Annotated in this window: 15 protein-coding genes; 3 read left to right on the top strand and 12 right to left on the bottom strand. The window is 73.6% G+C overall.

Going from position 1 to position 15,647, the window contains the following annotated elements; translation table 11 throughout:
- Window positions 1-8: 8 nt before the first annotated feature.
- A complete protein-coding gene (locus CP976_RS06875; protein ID WP_150479521.1) occupies window positions 9-1,226 on the bottom strand; it encodes a trans-sulfuration enzyme family protein in 1,218 nt (405 codons plus the stop codon).
- A gap of 59 nt (window positions 1,227-1,285) precedes the next feature.
- Here CP976_RS06875 and CP976_RS06880 point away from each other — a divergent pair, with 59 nt between their 5' ends.
- Entirely contained in the window at window positions 1,286-1,777 is a 492-nt protein-coding gene (locus tag CP976_RS06880) for an Lrp/AsnC family transcriptional regulator (RefSeq protein WP_150479522.1), read from the top strand.
- Window positions 1,778-1,809: 32 nt separating this feature from the next.
- Complete coding sequence (locus tag CP976_RS06885) at window positions 1,810-3,501, top strand: DUF885 domain-containing protein (RefSeq protein ID WP_150479523.1); 1,692 nt, start codon at window positions 1,810-1,812, stop codon at window positions 3,499-3,501.
- A gap of 22 nt (window positions 3,502-3,523) precedes the next feature.
- Here CP976_RS06885 and CP976_RS06890 read toward each other — a convergent pair whose 3' ends face one another.
- The 3 genes from CP976_RS06890 to CP976_RS06900 all read right to left on the bottom strand — a co-directional run bounded on the left by CP976_RS06890 (window position 3,524) and on the right by CP976_RS06900 (window position 5,529).
- Window positions 3,524-4,369 carry an SDR family oxidoreductase gene (locus tag CP976_RS06890; RefSeq protein ID WP_150479524.1) on the bottom strand — a complete coding sequence of 282 codons (846 nt, stop codon included), beginning with the start codon at window positions 4,367-4,369 and terminating at the stop codon, window positions 3,524-3,526.
- 120 nt (window positions 4,370-4,489) lie between these two features.
- Window positions 4,490-5,008, bottom strand: a complete 519-nt coding sequence (locus CP976_RS06895; RefSeq protein WP_150479525.1) for an immunity 21 family protein — start codon at window positions 5,006-5,008, stop codon at window positions 4,490-4,492.
- 44 nt (window positions 5,009-5,052) lie between these two features.
- Window positions 5,053-5,529, bottom strand: coding sequence for a rhodanese-like domain-containing protein (locus CP976_RS06900; RefSeq protein ID WP_150479526.1), 477 nt, complete (start codon window positions 5,527-5,529; stop codon window positions 5,053-5,055).
- Window positions 5,530-5,622: 93 nt separating this feature from the next.
- Between CP976_RS06900 and CP976_RS06905 the strand changes: the two genes are divergently transcribed.
- Window positions 5,623-6,069 carry an Lrp/AsnC family transcriptional regulator gene (locus CP976_RS06905; RefSeq protein WP_150479527.1) on the top strand — a complete coding sequence of 149 codons (447 nt, stop codon included), beginning with the start codon at window positions 5,623-5,625 and terminating at the stop codon, window positions 6,067-6,069.
- Window positions 6,070-6,071: 2 nt separating this feature from the next.
- Here CP976_RS06905 and CP976_RS06910 read toward each other — a convergent pair whose 3' ends face one another.
- The 8 genes from CP976_RS06910 to CP976_RS06950 form a co-directional block, all read right to left on the bottom strand.
- Window positions 6,072-9,068, bottom strand: a complete 2,997-nt coding sequence (locus CP976_RS06910; protein ID WP_150479528.1) for an AAA family ATPase — start codon at window positions 9,066-9,068, stop codon at window positions 6,072-6,074.
- Complete coding sequence (locus tag CP976_RS06915) at window positions 9,065-10,228, bottom strand: exonuclease SbcCD subunit D (protein ID WP_150479529.1); 1,164 nt, start codon at window positions 10,226-10,228, stop codon at window positions 9,065-9,067. The genes CP976_RS06910 and CP976_RS06915 overlap by 4 nt, the downstream gene beginning before the upstream one ends.
- A gap of 279 nt (window positions 10,229-10,507) precedes the next feature.
- Window positions 10,508-11,134 carry a YigZ family protein gene (locus CP976_RS06920; RefSeq protein WP_150479530.1) on the bottom strand — a complete coding sequence of 209 codons (627 nt, stop codon included), beginning with the start codon at window positions 11,132-11,134 and terminating at the stop codon, window positions 10,508-10,510.
- Window positions 11,135-11,162: 28 nt separating this feature from the next.
- A complete protein-coding gene (locus tag CP976_RS06925) occupies window positions 11,163-11,705 on the bottom strand; it encodes a SixA phosphatase family protein (RefSeq protein ID WP_150479531.1) in 543 nt (180 codons plus the stop codon).
- On the bottom strand, window positions 11,702-12,607 hold the full coding sequence (locus tag CP976_RS43615) for a hypothetical protein (protein WP_229876059.1): 906 nt from the start codon (window positions 12,605-12,607) through the stop codon (window positions 11,702-11,704). The genes CP976_RS06925 and CP976_RS43615 overlap by 4 nt, the downstream gene beginning before the upstream one ends.
- Window positions 12,608-12,782: 175 nt before the next feature.
- Entirely contained in the window at window positions 12,783-13,583 is an 801-nt protein-coding gene (locus CP976_RS06940) for an ABC transporter ATP-binding protein (RefSeq protein ID WP_229876057.1), read from the bottom strand.
- The gene (locus tag CP976_RS06945) at window positions 13,580-14,593 is read right to left on the bottom strand and encodes a FecCD family ABC transporter permease (protein ID WP_150479532.1); all 1,014 of its coding nucleotides are present in this window, start codon (window positions 14,591-14,593) and stop codon (window positions 13,580-13,582) included. Before CP976_RS06945 ends, CP976_RS06940 begins: the two co-directional genes overlap by 4 nt.
- A complete protein-coding gene (locus tag CP976_RS06950) occupies window positions 14,590-15,621 on the bottom strand; it encodes an ABC transporter substrate-binding protein (protein ID WP_150479533.1) in 1,032 nt (343 codons plus the stop codon). The genes CP976_RS06945 and CP976_RS06950 overlap by 4 nt, the downstream gene beginning before the upstream one ends.
- Window positions 15,622-15,647: the final 26 nt, after the last annotated feature.

Raw genomic sequence — 15,647 nt, forward strand, 5'->3', positions numbered from 1 at the left:
GGCCGCGATCAGACGGCGGGTGCGGGTTCGTTGCGGCTTGTCGCGCAGTTCCCCGCGCCCCTGTCGGGACGCTTCAGCGCCTGGTCGAGATCTGACCAGAGGTCCTCCACGTCCTCCAAGCCCACCGACATGCGCAGCAGACGGTCGCTCACCCCGGCACCCCTGCGATCGTCCGCGTCCACGATGCGGTGGCTGATGGAGGCCGGGTGCTGGATGAGGGTGTCCACGCTGCCGAGGCTCACCGCCGGGGTGATCAGGCGGACGCCGGCGATGACCTCGTGGGGGTCGCCGTGTATCTCGAAGGAGACCATCGCGCCGCCGATGCGCGGGTAGTGCACGTGGGCTACGCGCGGGTCGGCGGCGAGGCGGCGGGCGAGTTCGGCGGCGTTGGCGGAGGCGGCCCGTACCCGGACGGGGAGAGTGGACAGGCCGCGCAGCAGCAGATAGCCGGCCAGCGGGTGAAGGACGCCGCCCGTCGCGAAGCGGACCTGCCGCAGCCGGCCGGCGAACTCCTCGTCGCAGGCCAGGACGCCCGCCAGCACGTCGCCGTGGCCGCCGAGGTACTTGGTGGCGCTGTGCAGCACCAGCCGTGCGCCCTGTTCGGCAGGGCGCTGGAGCACCGGCGTGGCGAAGGTGTTGTCCACGAGCAGCGGCACCGAGCCGCAGGCGTGTGCGACGGCCCGGAGGTCGACCTCGGCGAGCGTCGGGTTGGCCGGGGACTCCACGATCACCAGGCCGGTGTCCGGACGCAGCGCCTCGGCGATTCCGGCCGGGTCGGTCCAGGTCACCTCCGAGCCCAGCAGCCCGGCGGTCAGCAGATGGTCGCTGCACCCGTAGAGGGGACGTACGGCCACCACGTGCCGCAGCCCCATGGAGGCGCGTACGAGCAGGACGGCGCTCAGGGCGGCCATGCCGCTGGCGAACGCGACCGCCGCCTCGGTGCCCTCCAGCCGGGCCAGCGCGGTCTCGAAGCGCGCGACGGTCGGGTTGCCCAGCCGCCCGTACACCGGCGGGCCGTCCGGCTCCGTCCCGGTGGCCGCGAACGCGTCGATACGGGCCGCTTCGCCACGGCTGTCGTACGACGGGTAGGTGGTGGACAGGTCGATCGGCGGGGCGTGCAGCCCCTGCCGGGCGAGGTCGTCCCGCCCGGCGTGGACGGCCTCGGTGGCGAGTGCTCTCGGTGCGGTGCGTACGTCGGCGTGGGCGCCCATGCTCGCTGTGTCCATGACGGAAGGGTGAACACCGACCGGGCCCGGAGGTGGGAACACCGTGCTACGTTCGGCCGATGGCCGAATCTGTCGTACTGGACCCGGTGGATCTTCACCTGCTGCGGCTGTTGCAGAACGACGCCCGGACGACGTACCGGGATCTCGCCGCGCAGGTCGGGGTGGCGCCGTCGACGTGTCTGGACCGGGTGACCCGGCTGCGCCGCTCGGGCGTGATCCTCGGGCACCGGCTGGAGCTGGATCCGGCCAAGCTGGGGCGAGGGCTTCAGGCCCTGCTGTCGGTGCAGGTCAGGCCGCACCGGCGGGAGCTGGTGGGGCCGTTCGTGGAGCGGATCCGCGCCCTGCCGGAGTCGCGGACGGTGTTCCACCTGACCGGGCCGGACGACTACCTCGTCCATGTCGCGGTCGCCGACATGGCCGACCTCCAGCGGCTCGTGCTGGACGAGTTCACCTCGCGGCGTGAGGTGGCGCGTGTGGAGACCCGACTGATCTTCCAGCAGTGGGAGTGCGGGCCGCTGCTGCCGCCTTCGCCCTCGGCTCAATCCACATGACGTGGGCCGCACGTCGTACCAGGATGGACCGCATGTCTGAGATCAAGAGCCCGCTGCCCCGTGAGGTCGCCGACGCGTACGTCGACGAGCTCGTCGCCCTCGACCCGATCACCGGCACGTTCCTCGGCGTCAAGGAGAGTTCGAGCAGGCTGCCCGACACCTCGCCCGCGGGCCAGGAGGCGTTCGCGGAGCTGGCGCGCCGGACGCTGGCCCGGCTGGACGAGGCGGAGCGGCTGCCCGGCGCGGACAGTGACATCGAGCGCCGGTGCGGACGGCTGCTGCGTGAACGGCTCAACGCCGAACTCGGCGTGCACGAGGCCGAGGAGAGTCTGCGTTCCGTCAGCAACCTGAGCTCCATCGCCCATGCGGTGCGGCAGGTGTTCACCGTGACGCCGGCGCAGTCGGACGAGGACTGGGCGGCGATCGCCGAGCGGCTGCGCGCGGTCCCGGCCGCGCTGGAGGGGTACCGGGAGTCCCTGGCGCTCGGCCTGGAGCGGAAGCTGTACGGCGGGCCGCGTGCCACCGCCACGTTCGTGGAGCAGCTCGGCGAGTGGGCGGACGCCGACGGCGAGGGCCGCGGCTGGTTCGAGACCTACGCGGCCGCCGGACCCGAGGCGCTGCGGTCCGAGCTGGACACGGCGGCCCGCTCGGCCACCGACGCGGTCGTGCGGCTGCGCGACTGGATGAGGGACGTGTACGCACCGGCGGTCGAGGGCGCGCCGGACGTGGTCGGCCGGGAGCGGTACGCGCGCTGGGTGCGGTACTACAACGGCACGGACCTCGACCTGGACGAGGCGTACGCGTACGGCTGGTCCGAGTACCACCGCCTCCTCGGCGAGATGAAGGCGGAGGCCGAGAAGATCCTGCCCGGTGCCGCCACGCCGTGGGTGGCGCTGGCGCACCTGGACGAGCACGGCGCGCACATCGAGGGCGTCGACGAGGTCCGCGACTGGTTGCAGTCGCTCATGGACGAGGCGATCGACGCGCTCGACGGCACCCACTTCGACCTGGCCGAGCGGGTGCGCCGGGTGGAGTCGCGCATCGCCCCTCCGGGCAGCGCCGCGGCCCCCTACTACACGCCGCCGTCGGACGACTTCACGCGCCCGGGCTGCACCTGGCTGCCGACCATGGGCGAGACGAGCTTCCCCGTCTACGACCTGGTGTCGACCTGGTACCACGAGGGCGTGCCCGGCCACCACCTCCAGCTCGCCCAGTGGAAGCACGTGGCGGAGAACCTCTCCCGCTACCAGGCGAGTGTCGGCATGGTCAGCGCCAACGCCGAGGGCTGGGCCCTGTACGCCGAGCGCCTGATGGACGAACTGGGCTTCCTGACGGACCCGGAGCGCCGGCTCGGTTACCTGGACGCGCAGATGATGCGTGCCGTACGGGTCATCATCGACATCGGCATGCACCTGGAGCTGACGATCCCGGACGACTCCCCCTTCCACCCGGGCGAGCGCTGGACGCCCGAGCTGGCGCAGGAGTTCTTCGGCTCGCACAGCAGCCGGCCCGCGGACTTCGTGGAGAGCGAACTGACCCGCTACCTGTCCATGCCGGGCCAGGCCATCGGCTACAAGCTCGGCGAACGGGCCTGGCTCCTGGGCCGCGAGAAGGCCCGCGCCCGGCGCGGCGACACCTTCGACCCGAAGGCCTGGCACATGGCGGCCCTCTCGCAGGGCTCGCTGGGCCTGGACGACCTGGTGGACGAACTGTCCCGGCTCTAAGGGAAGTCGGCCTCCAGGGACGTCAGCGGCGGAAGCCGCCCTCGGAGTCGATGACCTGTCCGGTGACCCACTCCGCCTCGTCCGTGGCGAGCCACGCGATGAGGCGGGCCGGGTCGTCGGGCATGCCCCACCGCCCGGCGGGGAAGCGCTCCGCGACGGCCTCGTAGTCCTCGCCGGTCATGTAGTCCGTGTCGACTGGTCCCGGGTTGACGGTGTTCACGGTGACCGCGTGGTCGGCGAGCGCCGTCGCCAGGGAGCGGGTGACGGAGGCGAGGGCACCCTTCTGGAGGGCGTAGGCCAGCTCCCAGGGCATACCACCCGCGATGTCCTGGCCGGAGGTCATCATCATCACGCGTCCGCCCGGACTGCGCGGCGGCAGTGCCGAACGCAGCCGCGCATAGGCCTGGATCAGCAGGATTACGGAGCGGGTGTCGACCGCCCAGTGCCTGTCGAGCATCGCCGTGTCGATCTCGTCCAGGGAGCCGTCGAACCCGCTCTGCGCGTGGTTGGCGACGAGGATGTCCAGACGCCCGCCGAGCGCCTCGGCGGCCCTGCCGACGAGTTCACCGGGCACGGCCGGATCGCCCAGATCACCGGGTCCGTCGACGACCCGGGCTTCGGCATCCCCGAGCGCCTCGCGCACGGACGCGACGACGTCCTCGGGACGGTCGGCGCCCCAGGGCTGACCGGCATCGTGCGGCACATGGTGATGCAGATAGACACTGGCGCCATAGGCGGCAAGCCGCCGGGCCACGGCATGCCCGATACCCCCACGCCGACTGGCCCCGGTCACCAGGGCAGTACGCCCCCGCAGGGGCAGGGGCTCACGGCGCAGTTCTTCGGGACTGGGCTGAGGAAGTCGAGGCATACGATCATCGTGGCCGGGCCTTTGAACCGACGCACGCGAATATCGCCCCCCAGGGGCGCGGGGAACTGCGCGACCAGCCACAAGAAACCCGCACACGCCGACCGGTCGACAGCCCCACGGTCATCTGGGCGCAAGCAACCGCAACTGGACCAAGCCCAACCACGTTTCAGGCCCGGGCTGAACCCGAGCCGCCCGAACCGCGTAGCGCCCCCGCTCCAGAACCACCCGAACCCCCTCGCTCCCCGAAGGATCCGCCCCAGGCCACGCCGCATCGAAAAGCAGCACGGCCCCCGGCACGTCCCAGTGCACGTCCGGCTCCCACTCCGCCGTATCGACGGCCAACGGCACGCTCGCCAGCAACTCGTCCTCGGAGTTGCCCGCGCACCACCGGACGAACATCCCGTGGTCGGACAGATAGGCCGTCGAGGCAGGCTCGTCACCCAGAACCAGCGCCGTGCAGTCGCCGACCGGCAGGAGCCCGACGTGCCCGTCCACCTCGCAGGCCCGGTCATAGTCGGACGCCGCCTCCTCGCCGTCGGCACCCGCCCAGAACGGCAGAACCGTCTCCGGCACCGCTATCAGCGGCCCGCCGCCCGACTCCACCCATTCCACGACGCCCGGCTCCGCGTATCGCACCATGGCGCAAGAACCTACATGGTCAACTCCCTTCAAAACTTCGGGGGTCAGCAGCCGCAGTCACCGGCGTCCGCGGGTGCCGTCAGGGGATCCGGGGCCCGGCGTTCACGGCCCTGCCAGGTCTCGAACTCCAGGCCCTCGCGCACCCAGTACTCGAAGCCGCCGAGCATCTCCTTGACGGGGTAGCCGAGTTCGGCGAGGGCCAGGGCGGCACGGGCGGCGCCGTTGCAGCCGGGGCCCCAGCAGTACGTCACGACCGGCACCGACCTGTCGAGGAGGTGCGCGGCCTGCTCGCGGACGAGCGCGGTCGGCAGGTGGACGGCGCCGGGGATGTGGCCCTGGTCCCAGGCCTCGGTGGAGCGGGAGTCGACGACGACGAAGCCGGGGTCGCCGCCGGCCGCGAGCGCGGCGGCGACGTCGGACACGTCGGTGTGGAAGGCGAGACCGGCGCGGAAGTGGGCGGCGGCCTCGGCCGGGGCGGCGGGGGCCACGCGCAGGACGGGGTTCACGGTGATGGCGGTCATGCCGAAAAGCTACGGCCGCTGATCCGCGCCCTGAAGCGACGATCCCCGGCATTTCGCTTGATGCACCGGGGATTCCGCTGCTATTCCTCGGTGATGACCGCGTATTCCCCGGACGCCACCGACTGGCGCATCCTCGACGTCCTCCAGCGGGAGGGCCGGGCGAGTTTCACCGAGCTGGCCCGTGCCGTCTCCATGTCCGCGAGCGCGGTCACCGAACGGGTGCGCCGGATGGAGGAGGCCGGAGTCATCCAGGGCTACGCGGCGGTGGTCGATCCGGAGAGGCTGGGACTGCCGATCCTGGCGTTCGTGCGTCTGCGGTACCCCACCGGGAACTACAAGCCCTTCCACGACCTCGTCGCCGCCACGCCAGAGATCCTGGAGGCACACCACGTCACCGGCGACGACTGCTTCGTCATCAAGGTCACGGCCCGCTCGATGCGCCACCTGGAGGAGGTGTCCGGGCGGATCGGGGCGCTGGGCTCGGTGACCACGAGCGTCGTGTACTCCTCGCCCCTGCCCCGGCGCCCTCTCGGCCGCTGACCTCAGCCCACGCCACGCTGCCGCAGCACCGACCCGGACCTGCCCTTGACGACCTCCAGCTGGGCGTGGATCCGCCGCCGCAGGTCGGGCACGTGGCTGACGATGCCGACGCTGCGGTCGCGTTCGCGCAGGGAGTCGAGGACGTCGAGGACCTCGTCGAGGGTCTGGTCGTCGAGGCTGCCGAAGCCCTCGTCGATGAAGAGGGTGTCCAGCCGCACCCCGCCCGCCTCGTCCGTGACGACGTCCGCGAGGCCGAGGGCGAGGGCGAGCGAGGCGAAGAACGTCTCGCCGCCCGACAGCGTCGCCGTGTCCCGCTCGCGGCCGGTCCAGGCGTCGACGACGTGCAGTCCGAGTCCGCTGCGGCCGCGTCCGGTGCGGTCGTCGGAGTGGACGAGGGTGTACCGGCCGGACGACATGCGCCGCAGCCGTACGGTCGCGGCGGCGGCGACCTGTTCGAGGCGGGCCGCGAGCACGTACGACTCCAGGCGCATCCGGCGTTCGTTGTCCGCCGAGGTGCCGGCGGTGAGGCCGGCCATGCGGGCGACCCGGTCGTACTCCTCGCGCAGCGGCGCCAGCCGGCGGACGGAGGCGGTCGCCCGGGCGGAGAGCCGGTCGAGCTCGGCGCAGCGCCGGGCGGCGGCGTCGTGGGCGGAGGCGGCGTCGCGCAGCCGGCGGGCGGCGGTGTCGGCGGCGAGCTGCGCCGACGCGAGGTCGGCGGGCTGCTGCCGGGCGGCGGCCGCGGTGTCGACCTCGGCGAGGACGGCCCGCACGGCGGCCTCCTCGTTCTGCCAGGCGTCCAGGCGGCGTTGCAGCTCGCGGTGGGCGGCGTCGTCGAGGAGGGCGGCGGCCGCGTCCCGGGGGGTGTCGAAGCCGGCGCGGAAGGCGGCGTCCGCGAGCCGGGCGTCGGCGTCCTTGAGCCGCTGGGCGGTGTCCTCGGCGGCGCGGGCGGCGTCGGCGGCGTCCGTGAGCAGCGCGGTCCGGCGCTCCAGTTGGGCGGCCCGGGCGGCGACGCTGTCCAGGGCGCCCCTCGCCCGGTCCAGCTCCTCCTCCAGGGCGGCGCGTTCGCTCTCCAGCCGCTCCCGGTGGCCGACCCGGGCGGCACTGCGCACGGCGGCCTCCTGCCGGGCGGCGACGCGCCGCTCCTGCTCGTGCCCGGCCTGCCGCAGCCGCTCCTGCGCGGCGTGCAGCTCGGCGGCGCCCCGGCGGGCCTGCGCGTACTGTTCCTCCAACTCCTCGACCTCGCGGGCGAGTTGTTCGGTAGGTGTGTCACCGGCTTCGGCGGTGGCGGCGGCCAGCGCCTCGCGTACGACGCCGAGGTTCCGCTCGTTCTCGGCGCGCTGTTCGTCGGCGCGCTGGTAGGCGGCCAGGGCGTGTTCCTCGGCCTCGCGGTCGACGTGCCCTGCGACCTTGCGGGCGGGCGCGGGGTGTTCGGTGGCGCCGCAGACGGCGCAGGGCTCGCCGTCGGTGAGGTTCGCGGCCAGTTCGGCGGCGATGCCGGTCAGGCGCTGTTCCTTGAGGTCGAGCCAGTGCTGCTTGGCGTGCAGCGCCTCCTCCTGCGCGGTGCGGACCTGCTCGACCGCCTTGTTCGTGTCCTCGGCGAGCTGGTCGCGCAGCCGGGCCGCCTTCAGCCGCTGCCGCGCGGGCTCGCGCCGTACGGCGAGCTGTTCGGCGAGGGAGGCGGCCTGCTGCGCGGAGTCGACGCCGGCCTGGAGGGCGGTGCGTGTCTCCTCCCAGCCGTCGAGCCAGGCCTCCGCCTCCTGAAGGACGTCGGCGTCGGCGCGTTCCTGGCGGTCCAGGCCGGCGCGTTCGTCGAGGAGTTCGGCCAGCCGCCGCTCGGCGCGGCGGGCCGAGTCCAGTCCGCCCAGTTCCTCGGCGGCCCGGCGGGCGGCGGCCGCGAGCCCGGCCGCGCCCGCGTCGGCGAAGGTCTCGGGCAGCAGGGCACGCGCGCGTGCCTCGGCGGCGGCCGCCCGGCGGTGTTCGGCGTCGGCGCTCTCCCTCAGGTCGAGGGCGGGTGCGACCGCCTCGGCCTTGCGGGCTCGCTCCATGCGCTTCTGTGCCTCCCGGTACGCCTCCGTCCGCTCCTCCAGGAGTGCCGCCCGTTCCCGTGCTTCCGCGAACCGCCGCTGGAGCCGGGCGAGTTCGCGTACGTCGTCGAGGGCGCGGGCGGTAGCGGCCTGCGCGGACTCGGCGGCGGCGAGCCCGCACCCGGCGACGGTGAGCTGTTCGCGGGCGGTGCTGCGGGCGACGGCGGCGGCGCCCAGCACGGCCTCGGCGAGTCCCGGTTCGCCGGGTGCCAGGTCCGGCAGGCGCATGGCGTCGCCCGCGGCCTGCTGCATGCGGTGGGCGTCGGCCAGCAGCGCGGCGTCCCCCTCCCGGACCTGGGCCTCGGTGGCGCGGCGGCGCTCGGCGAGGCGCTTCTCGACGTCGGCGAAGCGGCGGGTGTCGAACAGGCGGCCCAGCAGCTTGCCACGGGCCTCGGCGTCGGCGCGCAGGAACCGCGCGAAGTCGCCCTGCGGCAACAGCACGACCTGGCAGAACTGCTCCCGGCTCATACCGAGCAGCTGGGTGATCTCCTCGCCGATCTCCTGGTGGGAGCGGCTGAGGTCCTTCCAGGTCCCGGCCGTGCTGTCGTACTCGCGGAGCCAGGTCTGCGCCTTGTCGAGGGTCGTGCCGGTGCCGCGTTTCTTGGGGCGTTCCCAGGGCGGCTGCCGGGTGATCTCCAGGCGGCGGCCGGCCACGGTGAGGTCGAGGGTGACCTCCGTGCGGGTCGCCTGCGCGGCGTGGTCGCTGCGCAGGGCCGTGCCCTGTCCGCCGCCCTGCCGGGCGCCGGGCACCGAGCCGTACAGGGCGTAGCACACGGCGTCGAGGACGGATGTCTTGCCCGCGCCGGTGGGTCCGTGCAGCAGGAACAGCCCGGCCGCCGACAGCTCGTCGAAGTCGACAGTCTGGGTGCCTCCGAAGGGTCCGAAGGCGGTGACCGTCAGCCGGTGGAGCCTCACCGGGCGACCTCCCGTACGGTCTCGTCGGCCCGCACCGCGTCGAACGCGTCCCGCAGCACGCCCTGTTCGTGCGCGTCGGGTCCGGCGCCGCGCACGTGGGCGACGAAGTCCTCCGCGATCTGCTGGTCGCTGCGGCCGGCGAGGCGCCGGGCGTACGACACCTCGGGGTCGTCCTCGGCCCGGTCGGGGTCGAACACAAGGCTGAGGGTGTGCGGGAAGCGCTCGGTGAGCCGGGCCATGGGGTCGGCCGGGCGAACCGGGTCGGTGAGCGTCGCCTCGACCCAGGCCTCCTCGTGCCGCGTCAGCTCCGGGTCGGCGAGCAGTTCCTCCAGCGTGCCCCGGATCCGGGCCAGGGCGCGCGGCACCGGGCAGTCGACGCGTTCGGCGTCGACGGTGCCGTCGGCGGCCAGGTCGACGAGCCACATGCTTTTGCGGTGGGCGGCCTCGGAGAAGGAGTAGGGCAGCGGGGAGCCGGAGTAGCGGACGCGGTCGGTGAGGGTCTGGCAGCCGTGCAGATGCCCGAGCGCCACGTAGTCGACGCCGTCGAAGACGCCGGCGGGCACCGCGGCCACGCCGCCGACGGTGATGTCCCGTTCGCTGTCGCTGGGTTCACCGCCGGTGACGAAGGCGTGCGCGAGGACGACGGAGCGCGTGCCTGGCGCTCGCGCGGCGAGGTCGGCGCGGACCCGGTCCATGGCGGCGGCGAGCACGGCCTCGTGTCCGGCCTTCTCCACACCGAACTCGTCCTTCACCAGGGCCGGTTCGAGGTAGGGCAGCCCGTAGAAGGCGACGTCCCCGTGGGCGTCGGCCAGCACGACGGGGGTGCCGGCCGCCGACGGCTCGGTCCGCAGATGGATGCCGGCCCGCCCGATGAGGCCCGCGCCGACGCCCAGACGGCGGGCCGAGTCGTGGTTGCCGGAGATCATCACCGTCGGCACGCCGAGGTCGGCGAGGCGGTGCAGGGCGTCGTCGAACAGCTCCACCGCGGCGAGCGGCGGCACGGCCCGGTCGTAGACGTCCCCCGACACGAGCACCGCGTCCACGGCCCGCTCCCGGACGGTCGTGACGAGGTGACCGATGAACTCGGCCTGGGCGCCGAGCATGTTCACCCGGTGGAACGACCGGCCCAGGTGCCAGTCGGACGTGTGCAGCAGTCTCACGACACCGCTCCGACCTGCATCTCTCCCCCTGCTACCGCTCCACGACCCGCACGAGCCGGCACGGCTCGCTGTCAGCACCCACCACGCTAACCCGTGCGGGCACCTGGTCCATCACGAACCTCGGGATGCCCCACCCCATGGGGCGTCAATTCAGCGGAAATGTCCGTACGTATGCCGCGCAACGGCCTCGGTTGCGCGCTGCGGGCCGCCGTCCCACTCCACCGCCGGTGACGCCCGACGGGCCGGCTCCCGGGCACCGCGCAGGTGGCTGACCGCGCGTCAGGCGTCGCCGTACGCCTCCCCGCCCGGTTCGAAGCCGGCCGTTCCGGCGGTCGCGTCGGCGAGCCACGCCCGGAAGGCGTCCACGTCGGCGTCCGGCAGCGCGATGTCGATCGTGACCGCCTCCGCGTAGCGCACGTCCCGCACCTCGCGCCCGCCGGTTCGCAGGTCGTTCTCGAGCTTGCCGGCCCGCTGGTGGTCGACGGTGACCGTGGCCAGCCGGAACCGGCGGCGGGTGCGGGTGCCGAGGGTGTCCAGGGCCTCGCCGACCGCACCGCCGTACGCCCGGATGAGCCCGCCGGCGCCGAGCTTGACCCCGCCGAAATAGCGGGTGACGACGGCGACGACGTACCGCATGTCGCGGCGCAGCAGCATCTGGAGCATGGGGACGCCGGCGGTGCCGCCGGGTTCTCCGTCGTCGCTCGCCTTCTGGACGGAGGCGTCGGCGCCGATGACGTAGGCCCAGCAGTTGTGGGAGGCGTCGGCGTGCTCCTTGCGGACCGTGGCGATGAAGTCCTGCGCCTCCTGCTCGGTGGCCGCCGGGGCGAGGGAGCACAGGAAGCGGGAGCGGTTGACCTCCGTCTCGTGCACGCCTGCGCGGGCGACCGTGCGGTATTCGTCCTGCATCCGGCCAGCCTATGCGGGGGGCCCGGAGCTACTTCTTCGCGCCCCGGGGCACGGTCAGGGAGGTGAGCAGCGCGGTGCCGGGGGTGAGGGCCCGCCAGGTCGTGCCGTACCAGGACAGTACGGCGATGGCCGACGTCGGGAACTTCGTCCGGACCCGCTCCAGGCTGTCGTCGAGGCCGTCACCGGCGAGCGCCAGGACCAGTTCCTCAAGGCCCGGGTTGTGCCCGATCAGCAGGAGCGTCTCCACCTCGGCCGACACCTCGTGCACGACGGTCAGCAGACCGGCGGGGCTCGCGGCGTACAGGCGCCGGTCGTACCGGACCGGCGGGGGCGTGCCCCACTCGGCGGCGGCCAGCTCCCAGGTCCGGCGGGCGCGTACGGCGGTGGAGCACAGCGCGAGGTCCGGCAGGCAGTCGGCCTCGGCCAAGGCCTGCCCGGCCGCGGGGGCGTCCCGGCGGCCGCGCGGGGCGAGCGGGCGCTCGTGGTCGGCGACGTCCAGGGGCCAGGCGGACTTGGCGTGCCGCAGCACGACCAGCCGGCGCAGCGGGCCCGCTCCGGCGCGCTCGATCATGACGGGGCTCCCAGGTCGCGGGTGAGTTCGAGGCCGAGCAGCCGGTCGGCGTAGGCGTATGTCTCGAAACGGGCCCCCTCCGGCAGCTCCGGCTCGTTCTCCACCCGCCGCAGTTCGTCGAGCACCCGGGGCACGTCCAGATCGTCCTCCCAGGCCTCGCGCAACCGCCCGCGCACCTCGTCGGGGACGGGGCGCGAGGGCCTTCGGGCCCAACGGGCGACCGCGCCGCGCCAGCGGGCGAGGGTGGCTCCGGCCTCCTCCAGGACGGCCTCCTCCAGCCGGACGGGAGCGTTGTGGTGCCGGGTGAGCAGAGCGAGGCGCAGGACGGTGGGGTCGACACCGCCCAGCGTGCCGGGTCCCATCGGCCGACCGTTCGACCGGTCTGACGCCGAGGACTTGTCGGCCCGCGGATCCTCCTCCGCCGGCCGGCCGCTCGGTGGGCTCGGCTCCGAGGACTTGTCGGCCGGCGGGCCCGGCTCCGCCGAAACGTCGTCCGCCGTCCCGGCTTCCCGCCGCTCCCCGCCCGACGTTCCCGGCCCCGCCGCCTCCACAGGCGCGACAGCGATCCGCACCCCGTCGGGGGCCGTCCCGCCCGCGGCGGCGACATGGACGACCTGGGCCTCGCCGAGTCCGGCGCTGACGTCGGGGCTGTCCTCGAAGGGGCGGATGCCGAGGGCCGCGGCGTCCGCGCGCAACTCCGCCTGTCGGCTCCCGCCGGTCAGCAGGGCCCAGACGGGTGTGCCGCCGATCTCCAGGGCCCGCACGAGCAGGTCCGCCACGAGCAGCACCCGCAGATTCGTCGCGTCGGAGCCGGGCGCGTGCACCTCGACACGGGTCAGGCCCCGGCGGGCCGGAGCGGCGTGGACCGGCTCGCCGGTACGGGCGTCGATGATGCGCAGCACGAGGTGAGCGTAGGCCGGATGGGCGGGCACTCGCAGGCATGTGCGGCCTTTTCCGGCCATCGTGGCGGGAACACCCCACCAATGGCGTGCCGGGTGGACCATGTCACAGGGCGGAGACCGTCCTCAACGAGACACCGGTCCGTCAGGCCCTGTGGCGCGAATGCCCACGGTCCGCTCAGTCCAGCGTCCCCAGGAACCGCACATGGGGCCGCCGCTCGGCGCCTTCACAGCTGACGGCGGCCCGCACCCCGTACACCTCGGCGATGAGTTTCTCCGTCAGGACGTCACCCGGAGCACCACCCGCCACGACCCGCCCCGCGCTCAGGACGACGACCTGGTCGCAGTACATCGCCGCGAGGTTGAGGTCGTGCAGGGCCACGACGGTGGTGACCGGCAGGCCGGTGACCAGGGCGAGCAGGTCGAGCTGGTGGTGGATGTCGAGGTGGTTGGTCGGCTCGTCAAGGAGGAGTTCGCGGGGTTCCTGGGCGAGCGCGCGGGCGATCTGTACCCGTTGGCGTTCGCCGCCCGAGAGGGTGTGCCAGGGCTGGTCGGCACGGTCGGCGAGGCCGGTGCGCTCCAGGGCGCCGCGCACCGCGCGCTCGTCGTCCGGCGACGCCGGCGTCCAGGCCCGGCGGTGCGGCACGCGGCCCAGCCGTACGACGTCCGCGACCGTCAACTCGACCTGTGTGTCGGCCTGCTGCTCGACCACGGCGAGGCGGCGGGCGACCGTACGCCGGGGCAGGTCGCCCAGTGGCGTGCCGTCGAGGGTGACGACTCCGGCGGTCGGTGTGAGCAACCCGGCCAGCAGCCGCAGCAGCGTGGACTTGCCGGAGCCGTTGGGGCCGAGGACGCCGACGGTGGAGCCGGTCTCCGGCGCGAGGACGACGCCGTCGAGGACGAGGCGCCCGCCGGCCCGGCGACCGACCCGCTCGGCCCGCAGCCCGGCACCGCTCACCGCCGTCTCCACCCCGCTCACCGCACCCTCCGTGTCCGGTACAGCACCGCCACGAACGCCGGCACCCCGATCAGCGACGTCACGACTCCCACCGGCACCTCCTGCGGATCCAGGACCGTACGGGCGAGCGTGTCCACCCACACCAGGAACACGGCACCGGCGAGTGCGGTGACCGGCAGCAGCCGGACGTGCCCGGGACCGGTCAGGGCCCGCGCGGCGTGCGGCAGGACCAGCCCGACGAAGCCGATCGCCCCGGCCGAGCTGACCAGCGCGGCCGTGAGCAGGGCCGTGACGCACAGCAGCACCAGGCGGGTGCGGGCCACCGACACCCCGAGGGCGGCCGCCGCGTCCTGCCCGAAGGAGAAGGCGTCGAGGGTACGGGCGTACGACAGGCACACCACCAGCGTCACGGCCAGGACGGCCAGGCACAGCCACACATCGGTCCAGCCCGCGCCGCCGAGCGAGCCGAGGAGCCAGAACAGCACGCCCCGGGTCGTCTCGGCGTCGGCGGCGGTCATCACGATGAAGGAGGTGAGCGCGGAGAAGAGCTGCATGGCGGCGACGCCCGCGAGGACGACCCGGTCGGTGGTGCCGCCGAGGGTGTGGCTGAGCAGCAGCACCAGCGCGAAGGACACCAGGGCGCCGAGGAACGCGCCCGCGGACACCGAGACGGCACCGCCGCCCACGCCCAGGACGACGACCAGGACCGCGCCGGTGGAGGCGCCGGAGGACACCCCGAGCACGAACGGGTCGGCGAGCGGATTGCGCAGCAGCGACTGCATCACCGCCCCGCACACCGCCAGTCCGGCCCCGCACACGGCCGCGAGCAGGGTGCGCGGCAGCCTTAGCTGCCAGACGATCCCGTCGCGGATCGGCGTCAGGTCCGAGCTGCCGAGCCCGAGGTGGGCCGCGACGACGGACCAGACGTCGGCGACCCGGATGTCGGCCGGGCCGACGGTGATCGCCAGGGCCAGGGAGACCACCAGCAGCAAGGCGCCCGCGACACCGAGCGCGGGTCCGCGGACCGTCACTTCACGAGCCCGAACTCGCGCAGTCCGGCGGCGACCTTCTCCACTCCCTCGACCGTGCGGATGGTCGGGTTCATGGACTGCCCGCTGAGCAGCACGTACCGCTTGTGCCTGACCGCGTCCATGTTCCTGGTGACCGGGTTGGACTCCAGGAAGGCGATCTTCTTCGCGGCCGACTCGGCGGTCTGCGACTTGCGGGTGAGGTCGCCGATGACGAGGACGTCGGGGTCGCGTTCGGCGACCGTCTCCCAGTTGATCTGCGGCCACTCCTCGTGCGTGTCGTCGAAGACGTTCTTCGCGCCCAGGGCCCGGGTGATGATGCCGGGCGCTCCGCAACAGCCCGCCATGTAGGGCGACTCGGAGTTGGCGAACCAGTACAGGAGGGTGACGTCGGAGGCGTCGACGCCCCGCGTGGCCCTGGCCATGCGCCGCTGGAGGGAGGCCACGAGCTCGTCGCCCCGTTCCCGCACGCCGAACACGGTCGCCAGGTCGCGTACTTCGCCGTAGATGGTGTCGATGCCCAGCGCCTTGGCACGCGCGCCGTCGCCGCCCCCGGAGTTGTCCTTGCCTGCGCAGTCCGACGGGGAGACGTACGTGGGCACGCCGAGCTTCTCGAACTGCTCGCGGGTGGCGACGCCGCCCTTGCCGAGGGTGGAGACGAAGGATGCGGCGACGAAGTCGGGGTCGGCGTCCAGGACCCGTTCGAAGGACGGGTTGTTGTCGGAGATGCGCGGCACCTTCGCGTTGGCCTTCGCCAGCCCCTTCATCACCGGGTCGGTCCAGGTGGCGGTGCCCGCGAGGCGGTCGGCGAGGCCGAGGGAGAGCAGGATCTCGGTGGTGCCCTGGTTGAGGGAGACGGCGTGCTGCGGCGCGGCCTCGACGCGTACCTCGTGCCCGCAGTTGTCGAGGGTGACGGCGGCCTTCTCGGCGGTGGCCTTCTCGGCGGTGGCCTTCGAGTCGCCGCAGCCGGTCAGGAGCAGGGAGCCGGCCGCGAGCAGGACGGCGGCACGGGCGGGGCGGGCGAGGGGCACGGAAACCAGTCCTCAGTCGTCGAGGG

Origin of the sequence: Streptomyces coeruleorubidus (assembly GCF_008705135.1) — a bacterium.
In the GTDB taxonomy this organism is placed as follows: domain Bacteria; phylum Actinomycetota; class Actinomycetes; order Streptomycetales; family Streptomycetaceae; genus Streptomyces; species Streptomyces coeruleofuscus.

Bases quoted from the DNA above. Each gene is read 5' to 3' on its own strand.
- CP976_RS06875 (WP_150479521.1), bottom strand. From the start codon at position 1,226: ATGGACACAGCGAGCATGGGCGCCCACGCCGACGTACGCACCGCACCG.
- CP976_RS06880 (WP_150479522.1), top strand. From the start codon at position 1,286: ATGGCCGAATCTGTCGTACTGGACCCGGTGGATCTTCACCTGCTGCGG.
- CP976_RS06885 (WP_150479523.1), top strand. From the start codon at position 1,810: ATGTCTGAGATCAAGAGCCCGCTGCCCCGTGAGGTCGCCGACGCGTAC.
- CP976_RS06890 (WP_150479524.1), bottom strand. From the start codon at position 4,369: ATGCCTCGACTTCCTCAGCCCAGTCCCGAAGAACTGCGCCGTGAGCCC.
- CP976_RS06895 (WP_150479525.1), bottom strand. From the start codon at position 5,008: ATGGTGCGATACGCGGAGCCGGGCGTCGTGGAATGGGTGGAGTCGGGC.
- CP976_RS06900 (WP_150479526.1), bottom strand. From the start codon at position 5,529: ATGACCGCCATCACCGTGAACCCCGTCCTGCGCGTGGCCCCCGCCGCC.
- CP976_RS06905 (WP_150479527.1), top strand. From the start codon at position 5,623: ATGACCGCGTATTCCCCGGACGCCACCGACTGGCGCATCCTCGACGTC.
- CP976_RS06920 (WP_150479530.1), bottom strand. From the start codon at position 11,134: ATGCAGGACGAATACCGCACGGTCGCCCGCGCAGGCGTGCACGAGACG.
- CP976_RS06925 (WP_150479531.1), bottom strand. From the start codon at position 11,705: ATGATCGAGCGCGCCGGAGCGGGCCCGCTGCGCCGGCTGGTCGTGCTG.